The sequence below is a fragment of the Nonomuraea sp. NPDC050783 genome (genome assembly GCF_040802095.1).
Classification (GTDB): Bacteria; Actinomycetota; Actinomycetes; order Streptosporangiales; family Streptosporangiaceae; genus Nonomuraea.
The window spans coordinates 29,127-43,204 of record NZ_JBFAHK010000021.1 but is presented as its reverse complement, the minus strand read 5'-3'; the positions used below and the strand labels follow the sequence as shown (position 1 = coordinate 43,204).

The 14,078-nt window shown below is 70.8% G+C and carries 15 protein-coding genes; 11 read left to right on the top strand and 4 right to left on the bottom strand.

All coding sequences use genetic code 11. The annotated features are described in order from the left end of the window. Positions 1 to 95 precede the first annotated feature (95 nt). Positions 96 to 749 carry a pyridoxamine 5'-phosphate oxidase gene (pdxH, locus tag AB0H75_RS39070; protein ID WP_367804891.1) on the top strand — a complete coding sequence of 218 codons (654 nt, stop codon included), beginning with the start codon at positions 96 to 98 and terminating at the stop codon, positions 747 to 749. Between the two features lie 10 nt (positions 750 to 759). Next, positions 760 to 2,016 (top strand): MFS transporter, encoded by a 1,257-nt coding sequence (locus AB0H75_RS39065; RefSeq protein ID WP_367804889.1) that lies wholly within the window; start codon positions 760 to 762, stop codon positions 2,014 to 2,016. Here the strand turns inward: AB0H75_RS39065 and AB0H75_RS39060 are convergent. Beyond that, positions 2,013 to 2,630, bottom strand: a complete 618-nt coding sequence (locus AB0H75_RS39060) for a UdgX family uracil-DNA binding protein (protein ID WP_367804887.1) — start codon at positions 2,628 to 2,630, stop codon at positions 2,013 to 2,015. The genes AB0H75_RS39065 and AB0H75_RS39060 overlap by 4 nt on opposite strands. A gap of 105 nt (positions 2,631 to 2,735) precedes the next feature. On the opposite strand from AB0H75_RS39060, the gene AB0H75_RS39055 reads away from it, so the two are divergent. The 3 genes from AB0H75_RS39055 to AB0H75_RS39045 all read left to right on the top strand — a co-directional run bounded on the left by AB0H75_RS39055 (position 2,736) and on the right by AB0H75_RS39045 (position 6,585). Then, the gene (locus AB0H75_RS39055) at positions 2,736 to 3,440 is read left to right on the top strand and encodes a metal-dependent transcriptional regulator (RefSeq protein WP_367804885.1); all 705 of its coding nucleotides are present in this window, start codon (positions 2,736 to 2,738) and stop codon (positions 3,438 to 3,440) included. Positions 3,441 to 3,563: 123 nt separating this feature from the next. Further along, positions 3,564 to 5,789 (top strand): SpoIIE family protein phosphatase, encoded by a 2,226-nt coding sequence (locus AB0H75_RS39050; RefSeq protein WP_367804883.1) that lies wholly within the window; start codon positions 3,564 to 3,566, stop codon positions 5,787 to 5,789. Between the two features lie 16 nt (positions 5,790 to 5,805). Next, entirely contained in the window at positions 5,806 to 6,585 is a 780-nt protein-coding gene (locus AB0H75_RS39045) for an alpha/beta fold hydrolase (RefSeq protein ID WP_367804881.1), read from the top strand. Here AB0H75_RS39045 and AB0H75_RS39040 read toward each other — a convergent pair. Together AB0H75_RS39040 and AB0H75_RS39035 are read right to left on the bottom strand one after the other, a co-directional pair. Next, complete coding sequence (locus AB0H75_RS39040; protein ID WP_367804879.1) at positions 6,582 to 6,743, bottom strand: hypothetical protein; 162 nt, start codon at positions 6,741 to 6,743, stop codon at positions 6,582 to 6,584. The genes AB0H75_RS39045 and AB0H75_RS39040 overlap by 4 nt on opposite strands. 96 nt (positions 6,744 to 6,839) lie before the next feature. Beyond that, positions 6,840 to 7,985, bottom strand: coding sequence for an acyl-CoA dehydrogenase family protein (locus AB0H75_RS39035; protein WP_367804877.1), 1,146 nt, complete (start codon positions 7,983 to 7,985; stop codon positions 6,840 to 6,842). A 184-nt stretch (positions 7,986 to 8,169) separates the two neighbouring features. Between AB0H75_RS39035 and AB0H75_RS39030 the strand changes: the two genes are divergently transcribed. Both AB0H75_RS39030 and AB0H75_RS39025 read left to right on the top strand, forming a co-directional pair. Continuing rightward, positions 8,170 to 9,552, top strand: a complete 1,383-nt coding sequence (locus tag AB0H75_RS39030) for a hypothetical protein (protein ID WP_367804875.1) — start codon at positions 8,170 to 8,172, stop codon at positions 9,550 to 9,552. Further along, positions 9,552 to 10,343 carry a class F sortase gene (locus AB0H75_RS39025; RefSeq protein ID WP_367804874.1) on the top strand — a complete coding sequence of 264 codons (792 nt, stop codon included), beginning with the start codon at positions 9,552 to 9,554 and terminating at the stop codon, positions 10,341 to 10,343. Before AB0H75_RS39030 ends, AB0H75_RS39025 begins: the two co-directional genes overlap by 1 nt. A gap of 229 nt (positions 10,344 to 10,572) precedes the next feature. Here the strand turns inward: AB0H75_RS39025 and AB0H75_RS39020 are convergent, their stop codons facing one another. Continuing rightward, positions 10,573 to 10,920: a hypothetical protein gene (locus tag AB0H75_RS39020; protein WP_367804873.1), complete on the bottom strand. Its 348-nt coding sequence runs from the start codon at positions 10,918 to 10,920 to the stop codon at positions 10,573 to 10,575. Between AB0H75_RS39020 and AB0H75_RS39015 the strand changes: the two genes are divergently transcribed. The 4 genes from AB0H75_RS39015 (at position 10,895) to AB0H75_RS39000 (ending at position 14,034) form a co-directional block, all read left to right on the top strand. Continuing rightward, a complete protein-coding gene (locus AB0H75_RS39015) occupies positions 10,895 to 11,344 on the top strand; it encodes a hypothetical protein (RefSeq protein ID WP_367804871.1) in 450 nt (149 codons plus the stop codon). The two genes, AB0H75_RS39020 and AB0H75_RS39015, sit on opposite strands and share 26 nt — an antisense overlap. Before the next feature lie 6 nt (positions 11,345 to 11,350). After that, positions 11,351 to 12,115: a class F sortase gene (locus AB0H75_RS39010; RefSeq protein WP_367804869.1), complete on the top strand. Its 765-nt coding sequence runs from the start codon at positions 11,351 to 11,353 to the stop codon at positions 12,113 to 12,115. A gap of 47 nt (positions 12,116 to 12,162) precedes the next feature. Next, entirely contained in the window at positions 12,163 to 12,816 is a 654-nt protein-coding gene (locus AB0H75_RS39005) for a hypothetical protein (RefSeq protein ID WP_367804867.1), read from the top strand. Positions 12,817 to 12,888: 72 nt separating this feature from the next. Further along, entirely contained in the window at positions 12,889 to 14,034 is a 1,146-nt protein-coding gene (locus AB0H75_RS39000) for an acetyl-CoA C-acetyltransferase (protein WP_367804865.1), read from the top strand. Positions 14,035 to 14,078: the final 44 nt, after the last annotated feature.

Here is a 14,078-nt window from a genome sequence, read left to right as displayed (position 1 = left end):
GTCGTGCTCGGTCTCCGGACCCACCGTAGAGGCGAAGCCGCTGGTCGGGAGCGGTGTATGGGATCTACCACACGAGCGCGCAAGAATACCGTCTCGTGGATGCCACCCCGCGCCCGCCCACGTTGGCGGGACTTCGACGCACGTACGAGGGCGAGCCGCTGCTCGAATCCGACCTCGCGTCCGACCCGATCGAGCAGTTCACCGCCTGGTTCCAGGAGGCCGCAGCGGCCGGGATCCCGGAACCCAACGCCATGATCCTGGCCACGGCCTCGGCCGGCGGCCGGCCCAGCGCCCGGACCGTCCTGCTCAAGGGCTACGACGAGCGCGGCTTCGTCTTCTACACCAACTACGAGTCCCGCAAGGGCCGCGACCTGGCCGAGAACGCCCGCGCGTCCCTGCTGTTCCCCTGGCACGCCATGCGCCGCCAGATCCGCGTGGACGGCACCGTGAGCCGCATCTCCCACGAGGAGTCAGCCGAGTACTTCAACTCCCGCCCGTACGGCTCCCGCATCGGGGCCTGGGCGTCGCGGCAGTCGGCCGTGGTGCGCTCCCGGGAGGAGCTGGACGCGCGCTACGAGAAGCTTGCGGCGCGCTGGCCGGACGATCCGCCGGTGCCCGACTTCTGGGGCGGGTTCCGGGTCCACCCGGTCGAGATGGAGTTCTGGCAGGGGCAGCTCGACCGGATGCACGACCGGTTGCGTTACCGGCGCACCCCACCCGGCTGGGTTCTGGAAAGACTTGCACCCTAATGTTCATGAAGTGGCATTCGGGGACCTGATCAAGCGTCATCTCGTGGACACCCGCCCGCTGGGCGTGCCCGCCTACCGGCGGATCTGGCTCGGCCAGGCCGTCTCGCACATCGGGGTCGGGGTGACCGTCACGGCGGTCGGCAAGCAGGTCTACGAGATCACCGGGTCCTCGTTCTGGGTCGGCCTGCTCGGCCTGGCCAACCTGATCCCGCTCGTCGTCTTCGGGCTGTGGGGCGGGGCGGTGGCCGACGCCGTGGACCGGCGCAGGCTGCTGATCGCCGGCTCCTTCGTGGCCTGGGCGGCGACGTTGCTCATCCTCGCCCAGGCGCTGGCCGGCCTGGACAACGTCTACCTGATCTTCGCCGCGGTCGCGGTGAACTCCACCGGGTTCGCCCTCACCGGGCCGACCCGGGGCGCGATCATCCCCCGCATCCTGGAGCCGGAGCTGGTGCCCGCCGCCAACGCGCTCAACTCGCTGGTCTACAGCATCGGCGCGGTGATCGGGCCGATGGTCGGCGGGGTGCTGCTGGCCGGCGGCGGGTACGCGATCGCGTACGCGGTGGACGCCCTGCTGTTCACCGGCAGCCTCTACGCGGCGCTCAGGCTGCCCGCGCTGCCCCCGCTGGGCGAGGTGACCCGGCCCGGGGCGCGGGCGGTGCTGGAGGGGCTCGGCTTCATCATGCGCAGCCCGGTGCTGCTCATGTCGTTCGTCGTGGACATCATCGCCATGGTCTTCGCCCTGCCCCGCGCGCTCTTCCCCGAGGCGGCGCACCTGTGGTTCGGCGGCTCGGACCTGGCGCTCGGCTGGATGATGTCGTCGATGGCCATCGGGTCCGTCGTCGGCGCGCTGTTCTCCGGATGGGTCGGGCGGATCAGGCGGCAGGGGGTCGCGCTGGTGGTCGTCATCGCCGTGTGGGGGCTGGCCGTCGCGGCGGCGGGGCTGACCCAGCACCTGTGGCTGGTGGTGACGTTCATGGCCGTCGGCGGGGTGGCCGACGTCATCTCGTCGGTGTGGCGGCAGTCGATCCTGCAGCTCTACGCGCCCGACGAGATGCGGGGGCGCATGCAGGGCGCGTTCATGGTGGTCGTGGCCGGCGGGCCGCGCCTGGGCGACCTGCGGGCCGGGGCGACCGCCACGGCCTTCGGGCTGACCGGCGCGTGGGTGGGCGGCGGCTTGGCCTGCGCCGCCGCGGTCCTCGTCGTCGGGCTGTCCGTGGCGGGCTTCCGCAACTACCGCGCGGGCACGACCGCTGGGCGGCCGGTCTAAGCCGTTCCCGCCGCCACCTTGAGGTCGGCGAGGAAGCCCGCGTACGCGGCGTCCCGGTCCGGCGCGCGCAGCACCGCGGACGGGTGGATGGTCGCCACCGCCAGCCGGTCGCCGAGCGGCACCGGCTCGCCCCGCTGCCGCGTCACCTTGAACGCCGGCCCCAGCAGCGCCCGCGCCGCCGTCGCGCCCAGCACCACGACCACCCGCGGCTCCACCGCGGCCAGCTCGGCCTCCAGCCACGGCAGGCAGGCGGTGATCTGGCCGGCGGTCGGTTTCTGGTGGACGCGCCGCTTGCCGCGCGGCACCCAGGAGAAGTGCTTGACGGCGTTGGTGACGTACACGTCCTCGCGCTCGATGCCGGCCTCGGCCAGCCCCTTGTCCAGGATCCGCCCGGCCGGCCCGACGAACGGGTGCCCCTGGCGGTCCTCCTGATCCCCCGGCTGCTCGCCCACCAGCATGTACGCCGCCCGCCCCGGCCCCTCGCCGAACACCGTCCGCGTGGCGTTACGGTAAAGATCGCACCCCTCGCAGCAGGCCGCGGCGGCCCGCAGCGACTCCAGGTCGAGGCGGTCGGGAAGGAAGTGGGCCGCGCTGTTGTTGCCGTCCTTAACCATCGTCGGTCGTTCTCCCAATAGGGTTCCCTGCGTGACCCATGTGCCCGAGGCGGCCGGGCTCAGTCCCCGCCACGACCGGCGTAACATGCAGTTGGGAGGACTGTCTTGACCGCACACGGCCTGATCGACACGACGGAGATGTACCTCCGCACGATTTACGAGCTCGAAGAAGAGGGCATCGTCCCGCTGCGCGCCCGCATCGCCGAGCGCCTGCAGCAGAGCGGCCCCACGGTGAGCCAGACCGTGGCGCGCATGGAGCGCGACGGCCTCGTCCGCGTCGAGGGCGACCGGCACCTGTCCATGACCGAGCTGGGCCGCCAGCTCGCCACCCGCGTGATGCGCAAGCACCGCCTCGCCGAGTGCCTGCTGACCCAGGTCATCGGCCTGCCGTGGGAAGAGGTGCACATCGAGGCGTGCCGCTGGGAGCACGTCATGTCGGAGTCCGTCGAGGCCCGGCTGGTGACCCTGCTCGACAACCCCACGGTCTGCCCGCACGGCAACCCGATCCCGGGCCTGGCCGAGCTGGGCGCCAGAGAGCCGGCCGATCCCGAGTCCGACGTCCTCACCTCGATGAGCGACATCGCGAGCGCGGTCGGCGTGCCCGTGGTCGTGCGGCGAATTAGCGAACAAGTGCAAAGTGATCCCGCTGTGATGCTTAAACTCAAGCAAGTTGGGATACAACCCGGACGCGAGGTCACGCTCGCGGCGAGCGACGACGGTGTGCGGGTGACAGGTGACGGTGACGCGAACGACACTCTCGCGGAGCTTCCGCGCGATGTTGCCGCGCACGTTTTTGTCTCCAAGCGCTGACGTGCGCGCAGCGGCTTGGTTGAATCCCTCCTGGGAGGCCCTCCACTCTCCCCAGACCAAGACTGTTGCAGGAGCGCTCGTGGTCCGCTGTGCATGCTCGCCACCCCGAGGAGTGGTCTTCGGATGAAGCGTTGGGGGGATCTGTCACAAGACGCGGCTGATCACCTTGCTGCCGGGTCCGTGCTGGACCACGCAGAGATGGCGGTGATCGTCACCGACCGTTTCAGTAACCTCCTCTACTGGAATCCCTTCGCGGAGAAGCTCTTCGGCAGCCCGGGGAGGGCGCCGTCGCGCGAGACGTCCGTCCTGTCCCTCGGGATCATGGAGAAGGACCACCCGCAGGCGATCGAGCTGGCCAAGCACGTGCTCAAGGGCGGCGTGTGGGAGGGCACGTTCGACGTCAAGCGCGGTGACGGCACGATCGTCTACGTCCGCGCCCAGGCGGTGCCGCTGCGCCACGACTCCGGCGCGATCACCGGCATCGTGATCACCGCCCGCGAGGCCCTGCGCAGCAACGAGCGCGAGAAGGACCGCTTCGGGCTGCTGGAGCGCATCGGCGAGCGGCTGGCCGGCTCGCTCTACGTCGAGGAGACGCTCAAGCGCGTCGCCGAGATGCTCGTCCCGCAGTTCGCCGACCACTGCTTCATCGAGCTGATGGAGGGCGACCGCCTCGTCCGCCGCGTCTCGCAGCACGTGCAGGGCTGGACACCACCGTCGGGCACCTGGAAGCCGGTGGGCGCGGAGATCCGCTACCCCTCCGGCCACTACGCGGACACGGCGCTGCGCCGCCAGGAGACCATCCTCGTCGAGAACTTCGCCACCAGCAGCTACCCCGCCCCCAGCGAGAGCGGCGCCCGGCTGTGCGGCGAGGTCGGCATGACCTCGGCCATCGTCGCCCCGCTCCTGGTGCGCGGCGAGACGCTGGGCCTGATGTACCTCGGCCTGTCCAACCTCACCGACCGCCGCAGCCCCCACTACGACGCCTTCGACCGTGACTTCGTCGGCGCCATCGCCACCCGGGTCGCGGTCGCGATCGACAACGCGCTGCTGTTCGAGGAAGAGCGCCACACCGCCGAGTCGTTCCAGAAATACCTGCTGCCGAGGGTGCTGCCCCAGCCGCTCGACGGCCTGCAGATCGCGGTGCGCTACTACCCGGCGGCTCCGCTGGCCTCCCACGGGCAGGGCATCCAGACCCAGGTCGGCGGCGACTGGTACGACGTGATCCCGCTGTCGGCCGGCCGGGTCGGCATCGTGATCGGCGACGTCGAGGGCCGCGGCGCCAAGGCGGCGGCCGTCATGGGCCAGCTCCGGGCCGCCCTGCGGGCCTTCGCCCAGGACGACAAGTCGCCGGCCGACATCCTGGCCAGGCTCGACGAGTGGACCCGCATCATCGCCGTGCCCGAGAAGGACGACAACGGCGCCGACGTCAGCATCCCGCCCATCGTGACCTGCCAATACCTCGTCTACGACGCCTGGTCGCGGCAGCTCTCCTTCGCCAACGCCGGGCACGCCCCGCCGCTGCTGCTGGTCGACGGCCAGTGCGTGGAGATGGACATCGAGGAGGTCGGCCAGCCGCTCGGCGTCCGCGCCAAGGGCCTGCACGCCGACCTGGTCTACAAGGAGGAGACCCGCACCCTCCCGCCGGGCGCGACGCTGCTCCTCTACACCGACGGCCTGGTCGACCGGCGCCCCGGCCGCGACGGGCGGCTGCCGAGCGAGGCCGAGACGCTGGGCGTGCTCTGCGAGAAGCTGGCCAAGATGGCCGACGCCGACGCCGAGCGCATCGCCGACGCCGCCACGGTCGCGGTGCCCGGCGAGATCGACGACGACATGGCGATCCTGGTCGTCCGCGCCAGCGACGATGACCTCGACGTCGAGGAGCGCACCTTCCCCGCCCAGCCGATCATGGTCGGCGAGGCGCGGCGCATGGCCTCCGAGGCCTTCGCCGGCTGGAACGTACCCGAGGAGCGGGCCGAGCTGGCCTGCCTGCTGGTCTCCGAGGTCGTCACCAACGTCGTGCTGCACGCCTCCACCGCCAGCGTGCCGCGCCGGGAGCTGACCGTGGAGGGGCCGCCGCTGCCGTTCGAGGAGTCCTGGGACCTGCCGGGCTTCGACGACGAGGTGGCCGGCGACAAGGAGTTCACGCTCCGGCTGCGCAGGGGCGAGGAGTCGGTCTGGGTCGAGGTGTTCGACCAGGACCTGCGCCTGCCGCGCATCCGCAGCGCGGGCGAGAACGACGAGGGCGGGCGCGGCCTTTACCTGGTCGACCAGCTTGCCCGGCGTTGGGGATCGCGTCCCACCAAGGAAGGCAAAGCCGTCTGGTTCGAGATTCCCACGCGCGGCAGGTGAGTGCTCTACTGGCGGGATGGACCTGGCCTTCGAACGGCGGGGCACCGGCGCGCCGCTGATCCTCATCCACGGCATCGGGCACCACTGGCAGGCCTGGCTGCCGGTCATCGACCGGCTGGCCGCCGCGCACACGGTGATCGCCGTCGATCTGCCCGGTTTCGGGCGCTCGCCGGAGCTGCCGCCGGGCATCCCGTACACCGCCGAGTCGCTGGCGGACGCGATCGAGTCGTTCTGCGCGCTGCTCGGCGTGCGCGAGCCGGCGGTCGCGGGCAACTCGCTCGGCGGCTACCTCGCGCTCGAACTGGCCGCGCGCGGCGTGGTCCGCTCGGCCGTGGCGCTGTCGCCCGTCGGTTTCTGGTCCCGTCCCGAGTTCGGCTACGCCAGGGCCGTGCTGCGCGCGCTGCGTGCCACCGCCCGCGCCCTGCCGCCCGAGGGGGCCGCCTGCCTGGCGGGAAGCTCCGCCCTGCGTGGCCTGTCGGCCGGGCTGCTGGTCGCCCATCCGTCCAGGCTGGAGCCCACCGCGCTGGCCGCCGCCGTCCAGGCGCTGGGGGCCGCGCCCGGCTTCGAGGAGACGCTGGTGTCGTTCGACGGCATGATGCCGCCCGCGCCGCCCAAGTCGCCGATCACCATCGCGTGGGGCGAGCACGACCGGCTGCTGGTGCGCAGGCAGGCCATCCGGGCCGCCCGCTGGTCGGGGCAGCGCGTCAAGCTGCTGAAGGGCTGCGGGCACATCCCGATGAGCGACGATCCCGAGCTGGTGGCGCGGGTGGTCCTCGAAGCGGTCGGGCCGGGCTAGATCTTCGTCTGGCCCCAGATCATCAGCATGGCCAGAATGAACACGATCATCACGCCGGCGTAGCCCACCGGCCCGAGGCGGAACGCCCGGCGCACGCGGTTCAGCAACCAGGCGAACAGCACCGCCAGGAAGACCAGGAGAATCAGGCCGCCGTCCATGGTGTCCAGTATGCGACGCCGGGCCCTGCGGCGCGCGGCCCCGCCGGAAACGCCGAAGACCCGGAACGCCGGAAGCCGGACACTGGAAGCCGAACGCTAGAAGCCGAACGACCTGCCGATGATCTCCTTCATGATCTCGGTGGTGCCGCCGTAGATCGTCTGGACCCGGCTGTCCAGCCAGGCCCTGGCGACCGGGTACTCCATCATGTAGCCGTAGCCGCCGTGGAGCTGGAGGCAGCGGTCGATGACCTTGTTCTGCAGCTCGGTCGTCCACCATTTGGCCTTGGCCGCGTCCACCGCCGTGAGCCGCCCGGCGTTGAGCGCGAGGACGCACTTGTCCACGTAGTGGCGGGCGATGTCGGTCTCGGTGGCCAGCTCGGCCAGCACGAACCGGGTGTTCTGGAACGAGCCGAGGTTGCGGCCGAAGGCCTGGCGGGTCCTGCAGTACTCGATGGTCCGCTCCAGCACCGCCTCGGCCGCGGCCACCGCCGCCACCGCGATCGACAGCCGCTCCTGCGGGAGGTTGTGCATGAGCTGGAAGAAGCCCTCGCCGTCGTTCGGGCCGAGGCGGTTGGCGACGGGCACCCGGACGTTGTCGAAGAACAGCTCGGCGGTGTCCTGGGCCTTCATGCCGACCTTGTCCAGGTTGCGCCCCCGGGTGAAGCCGTCCATGCCGCGCTCCACGACGATCAGCGTGGTGCCCCTGGCGCCGGCCTCCGGGTCGGTCTTGGCGACCACGACCACCAGGTCGGCGTTGATGCCGTTGGTGATGAAGGTCTTCTGCCCGTTGACGACGTAGTGGTCGCCCTCGCGCAGGGCCGTGGTGCGGATGCCCTGGAGGTCGCTGCCGGCGCCCGGCTCGCTCATCGCGATCGCGGTGATCAGCTCGCCGCCGACGAAGCCGGGCAGCCAGCGCTGCTTCTGCTCGTCGTTCGTCAGGTCCACGACGTACGGGGCCATGACGTCGTTGTGCAGCGAGAACCCGAGCCCGGACGCGCCGTGCCCGATGATCTCCTCGACGATCACCGCGTTGTAGCGGAAGTCCTTGACGCCCGCGCCCCCGTACTCCTCGGGCACCGAGAACCCGAACATCCCCAGCTCCCCGGCCTTCTTCCAGACCTCGCGCGGGACGATGCCGTCCTTCTCCCACCGCGCGTGGTGCGGCACCACCTCGCGGGCCAGGAACTCGCGCACCGTCTCCCGGAAGAGCTGGTGTTCCTCGTCGAAGAGATCCCTCTCCATCTGCCACCTCCCGAACAGAATTCTGTTGCCGGACACGGCTTCATCACAAGTAACGGAAGATGCGGCATTCCATGTGTGTTGTCGGTCATTGCGACTCTAAGATCTACCCTCGGTCTATTTGTGGTGATCGGAGTCTCCCGTGAGTCGGTTGCGCAGGGCGTTGCTCGCCGCATCGGTCGGTTCCGTGGCGGCGTTGGGTGTCGTGGTGTTGCCGAACCTGCCCGCGTCGGCGGCACCGGCGGAGCTCGAAGTCGAGTACATCTGTACGCCGACCGACACGAGCAGCATCGTCAGGCACCCTCCGGTGCGGCTGGTCACCAACCTCACCTTCGAGACCGATCTCACCGTCGGCGGCCCGCTCAAGTACTCGTGGAAGCTGGCGTACACCGGTGACGGCAGCCGGCTGCAGTCGCCCGGCTACTTCGGCCCGGGCGGGCAGGTCCACGCCGTCGGCAACCTGGAGCTCAAGAGCGACTGGGTCGGCGTCCTGCAGCCCAAGGGCAGCGCCGCGCCGGAGAAGGCGCTGCGCCCCGACTCCCCTCTCGGCCTGCCCCCGATGCTGAACAGCCCCGGCATGATCGACAAGGCCGGGACCATCAGGATCACGCCGAAGGACATCGACCTCGACTTCACCCCGCCGGACGACAGCGTGGTCATCAACGACGGTGACGACGCCGACAACCCGAGCGACATGCAGATCGTCTACAGCGGCACCTGGGTCTCGGACGACGACCGCCCCTCCTCCGAGCACCACGTGCACAACGACCTGCACCGGACCACCGAGCTGGGCGCCTCCGCCGAGCTGACCTTCATCGGCACGAGCGTGAAGTACATCGGCCCCACGGACAAGAGCTCGGGACCGGTCGACATCTACATCGACGGCGCCAAGCGCGCGACGGTCGATCCTTCGCGCGACGCCGGCGACGACCCGGTCAACGACGACCTGGAGGGCGGCCAGACGCTCTGGGAGTCGCCCACGCTGACCTACGGCGCGCACGTCGTCAGGATCGAGAACGCCTCGACCAAGCCGGCCTGGCTGGACGCGTTCGAGGTCTCGACCGCCACCAACAAGGTGCCGACCGGCTTCCACAGCGCGAAGTGCTCGCCGGCCAGCAAGCCCGGGACGATCGTGGTGACCGTCGGGCAGCCCGGCACGCCTCCCACCTCGCCGACCAGCACCAGCACGCACACGCCGACGACCACGACCACGCTCACGCCGACGAGCACGAGCACGCCGACGAACACGAGCACGAACACGAACTCGCCGAACCCCACCTCGCAGTACACCCACCCGCCGATCGTGGTCGTCGGGCCCGGCGGTACGTCCACCGCCACCCCGACCGCCACCACCACGACATCCGCCAGGCCCACGGTGACGAAGTACGTGAGACCGCAGGTGGTCAAGACGCCGAAGGGCGGAGTGGACACCGGTGAGGCGCCGGATCCGCCGATGGACTCAGGGGCGTACACGCTGATCGGAGGCGGCTCCGCGATGATCATGGGCAGCGCCGCGGGCGGCCTGGTGTTGTGGCGTCGCCGCGCCGCGCACGCCGGAGGTGTGAAGTGATGACCGAGCAGCAGCAGAAGCAGCGGACGACTCTCAACAAGGCGATGCCCGGCCTGCTGATCGCGGGCTCGCTGGCCGGGGTGGGCGCCGTCATGGTGGGCCTGCTCTCGCTGGCGCCCTCGGTGGACGACGGCACCGGCGGGGGCCTCGCGGCCGCGGGCGTGCCGTCCACCGTGCAGATCGAGAACGCGGGCGCGTTCGTCCTGCCGCCGACCGTCGGCCCCGGCGGCGCGAGCGGCCTGACGCCGGCCCGCATCGACGCGCCGCCGCCGGTGGCCGCCGTGCCCACGGTCGCGCCGATCCCGGCGGCCAAGACCACCACGGCCAAGGCCAAGGCGAGGCCGTCGCGCATCAAGATCCCGAAGATCAAGGTGAACGCGCCGGTCGGCCAGGTCACGGTGGACATCAAGGGCAACCTGGGCACGCCATCGCTGAGCAAGCCGAACCAGACCGGCTGGTACCGCTTCTCGCCGCTCCCCGGCGAGAACGGCCCGACGATCATCAACGGCCACGTCAGCACCCGCAAGGGCCCGGCGGTCTTCGCCCGGCTGTCGGAGCTGGCGAAGGGCGACAACATCTACGTCTACCGCTCGGACGGCAAGATCGCCCGGTACACGGTGAGCGGGATCGAGCAGGTCAGCAAGGCGACGTTCCCGACGAAGCGGGTGTACGGCAACACCGAGGGCGCGCAGCTCCGGCTGATCACCTGCGGTGGCGTGTACAGCAAGGGCGCGCACAGCTACAAGGACAACATCGTCGTGTACGCCACGCTCTCGAAGAAGAAGGTCTGAGGGGCGGTCATGACCGATTTCATGGTTTACGGGAAGTTGACAGGTAGAGTTCGTAAGATCTCGACCTAACCGAGATTTTGCCGTACTGCGCTGAAATGGAGATGGAAGTGCTGACGTCCAAGGCGCGGCGCCGCCTCGCCCTCAAGACATCTGCTATGGCCGTCCTAGGCGCAGGTATTTTCGGCGGTCTGCCGGTGGTGGCGGCCCTGGCCGCCCCGGTCCCCGTGGCCTACACGTGTACGGGAGTGCCGACGACCGGTGCCACGGTGACCCCCACCTCGACGGTCACCTTCACCATGGAGCTGCGGACCCCGGCCACCCGGCCCACCCCCAGCTCCACGGTGACCCTCGTATGGGACGTCTCCCAGCCGGCGACCAGCCCCTTGCCGGCGATCGCCTCGATCAGCCCGAGCAGCACCGTGGTCGCCCACGGCACGGTCAGCCCGGCGGGGACGCCGCTGCCCTCCCTTCCGGTCGTCGCGACGGGTAGCGTCGCGCCGGCGACGGCCCTCACCTCCGGCGCGCCCATGCCGATCCCGACGATGACCCTGGTGGTCACGCCGACGGCGAGCGGCACGGCCACCTTCAAGGGCGCGGGCTTCGCCGTGCAGGTCAACAGCTCCGTCTGGTACAACTGCCAGCCGCAGGCGTCCGGCGGCGGCCCCGCCGCGACCCTCGTGGTCGGCACCGGCACTCCCTCCTCCACGGCCACGAGCACCAGCACCGGCACCCCCACCACCACAACGTCCAACACGCCGACGAGCACGACCACCTCCTCCACTCCCAGGCCGACCAGGACTCACACCGAGGTCGTCACCGTCACCCCGTCCGACTCGCCCACCAAGCGCAGCTCCCGGACCCCCAAGGCGGGGGCCGACACGGGAGGGGGCGGCCTGGCCGGGCCGGACGGGCGGACGTTCATCCTGACCGGGACGGCGCTGGTCGCGGCGGCCGCGATCGGCGGGCTGTTCCTGCGCCGGCGCAACGCCGCCAGGAGCTGAGCCCAGGTGTCCGGTTACTACCCGTACGGTGGCGGGCCGCAGGTGCCGCCCCCGCCCCAGGACAAGGGCGGGACGGCGCTCAGGGCGGTGCTGATCGTGGCCGCCATCGCCGGGGTCGTGACGGTCGTGGCCGGGCTGCTGATCGTGCTGCGCTCGCCCGACGAGTACGGCCTGGCCTCCGGCAGCCGCGACAGCCTGGCCCTGCCCGCCCAGCCGCGCGCCAGCGGCGAGCCGGAGCAGGCGCTGTTCCAGGCCGCGCCCGACGTGCCGCCGCCGCTGCCGCAGATCACCCCGGCTCCGCCGATGTTGCCGTCCACCCCGGTCCAGATCGTGATCAAGCGACTGGGGATCAAGGCTCCGATCAGGTCGGTCGGCCTGGCCAAGGACGGCTCGATCGAGGTGCCGCCCGCGGACGACCCCAACCTGGTGGGCTGGTACCGGAACATGTCCACGCCGGGCGAGGCGGGCCCGGCCGTGCTGCTCGGGCACAAGGACACCAGGACGCGCGGCGCGGTGTTCAGCAGCCTGTACAAGATCAAGAACGGTGACACGATCGAGGTCAAGCGCCAGGACAGGACCACGGCGGTCTTCACCGTCGGCGGCGTCGAGCAGGCGAGCAAGAAGACGTTCCCCACCCAGCGGGTCTACGGGCCGCAGGACAACGCCCAGCTTCACCTGATCACCTGCGGCGGGGCCTACAATCACTCGACCGGGCACTACACCGACAACATCATCGTCTACGCGACGATGACGAGCTCCTATCGAAGCTGACCGCGAAGAGCGGCTCACTGGTAAGCGCGGAGGCGGGCATGGGCTGGATGGCGAGGCGGAGACTGCGTACTGGCCCGACGGCGGTGCTGCCGGTCAAGGTCCAGCCGGCCGAGCTGCTGCGCGTCGTCCGGCTGGCCGATCCCGAGGCGCGGCCGGACGGCGACGACGTCGTGGCCACCGACGTGCGGGTCTGCGCGCCGGTCGAGGCGGAGGCCGAGCTCACGGGCGGCCTGCTGGAGACGTCGTGGGCGGTCCGGGTGGTCGGTGAGGGGCCGCTGCCGCTGGACTTCTTCGACCGGTTCCTGGCCGAGGGCATCGCCTACCGGTTCAAGGGGCTCGCGGTGTGCCGCGGCGAGGTGAGCGACCCGGCCGAGGAGGAGAACACCGGGCCCGCGGTCGTCGTCCCGGTGCGCCCGTCCGCCGAGGAGCTGGCCCCGCTGCTGGAGCCGCAGGAGGACGACGAGTTCACCTTCACGGCCGGCGAGGTGCGGGCGGTGCTGGTGCCGCAGAAGGGCCTGCCGCCCGCGGTGGGCGAGCTGCTGCCGTTCGCGACCGAGCTGACCGCGATCGAGCTGCGCGGCGACGAGCAGGCCAAGCTGGGCGCGCTGGCGCTGGAGCTGGCCGACAAGCTGAACGGCCTGGTCGTGGACCGGTGGCGGTTCCGCGTGGACGCCCCGGAGGACCTTCTCCCTCCGGAGTGAGAGGCCACAGAACGTCGTTCTGTTGTACGCTGCACCTAGTAACCGAATAATGCTCGGTTCCCAGGAGGCACTGTGGCAGAGGCGTACATCGTCGGGGCGGTCCGCACCCCGGTCGGCAAGAAGAAGGGCGGCCTGTCCACCGTCCACCCCACTGACCTGGCCGCGCACACGCTGAAGGCGCTCATCGAGCGCACCGGCGTCGACCCCGTCGCGGTCGAGGACGTCATCCTGGGGTGCGTCATGCAGTTCGGGCCCCAGAGCATGGACATCGCCCGCAACGCCTGGCTGTCGGCGGGCCTGCCGGAGACCACGGCCGGGGTCACCATCGACCGCCAGTGCGGCTCCTCGCAGCAGTCGATCCACTTCGCGGCCCAGGGCGTCATGTCCGGCACCCAGGACCTCGTGGTGGCCGGCGGCGTCGAGTCGATGAGCGTCGTGCCGATGGGCTCGTCCATCAAGGCCGCCCTGGACCTGGGGATGCCCTTCCCGTTCGGCGAGAAGTGGGTCGAGCGGTACGGCAAGCAGGAGATCTCGCAGTTCCGCGGCGCGGAGCTGATGTGCGAGAAGTGGGGCTACACCCGCGAGGTCCTGGAGCAGTACGCCCTGGAGTCGCACCAGCGCGCCGCCAAGGCCATCGCCAACGGCTACTTCAAGGACCAGATCGCCCCGATCAACGGTGTCGAGGACGACGAGGGCCCCCGGGGGGACACCACCCTGGAGAAGATGGCCGGCCTGAAGACCCTGAAGGAGGGCGGCCAGATCACCGCCGCCACCTCCTCGCAGATCTCCGACGGCTCTGGCGCGGTGCTCATCGCCTCCGAGCAGGCCGTCAGGGACCACGGGCTGACCCCGCGGGCCCGCATCCACCAGCTCGCGCTCATGGGCGACGACCCGGTCTACATGCTGACCGCGCCGATCCCCGCCACGCGACGGGCGCTGAAGAAGGCCGGCATGTCGATCGACGAGATCGACGTCGTGGAGATCAACGAGGCGTTCGCGCCGGTGCCGCTGGCCTGGATGCACGAGCTCGGCGCCGACCCCGCCAAGGTCAACCCCAACGGCGGCGCCATCGCCCTCGGCCACCCGCTGGGCGGCACGGGCGCGATCCTGATGACCAAGCTCCTGCACGAGCTGGAGCGCACGGGCGGCAGGTACGGGCTGCAGACGATGTGCGAGGGCGGCGGCCAGGCCAACGTCACGATCATCGAGCGGCTCTAGCCAGAAAGGTGGAGCGCCGCCTCCAGGCGTAACGGGGGAGGCGG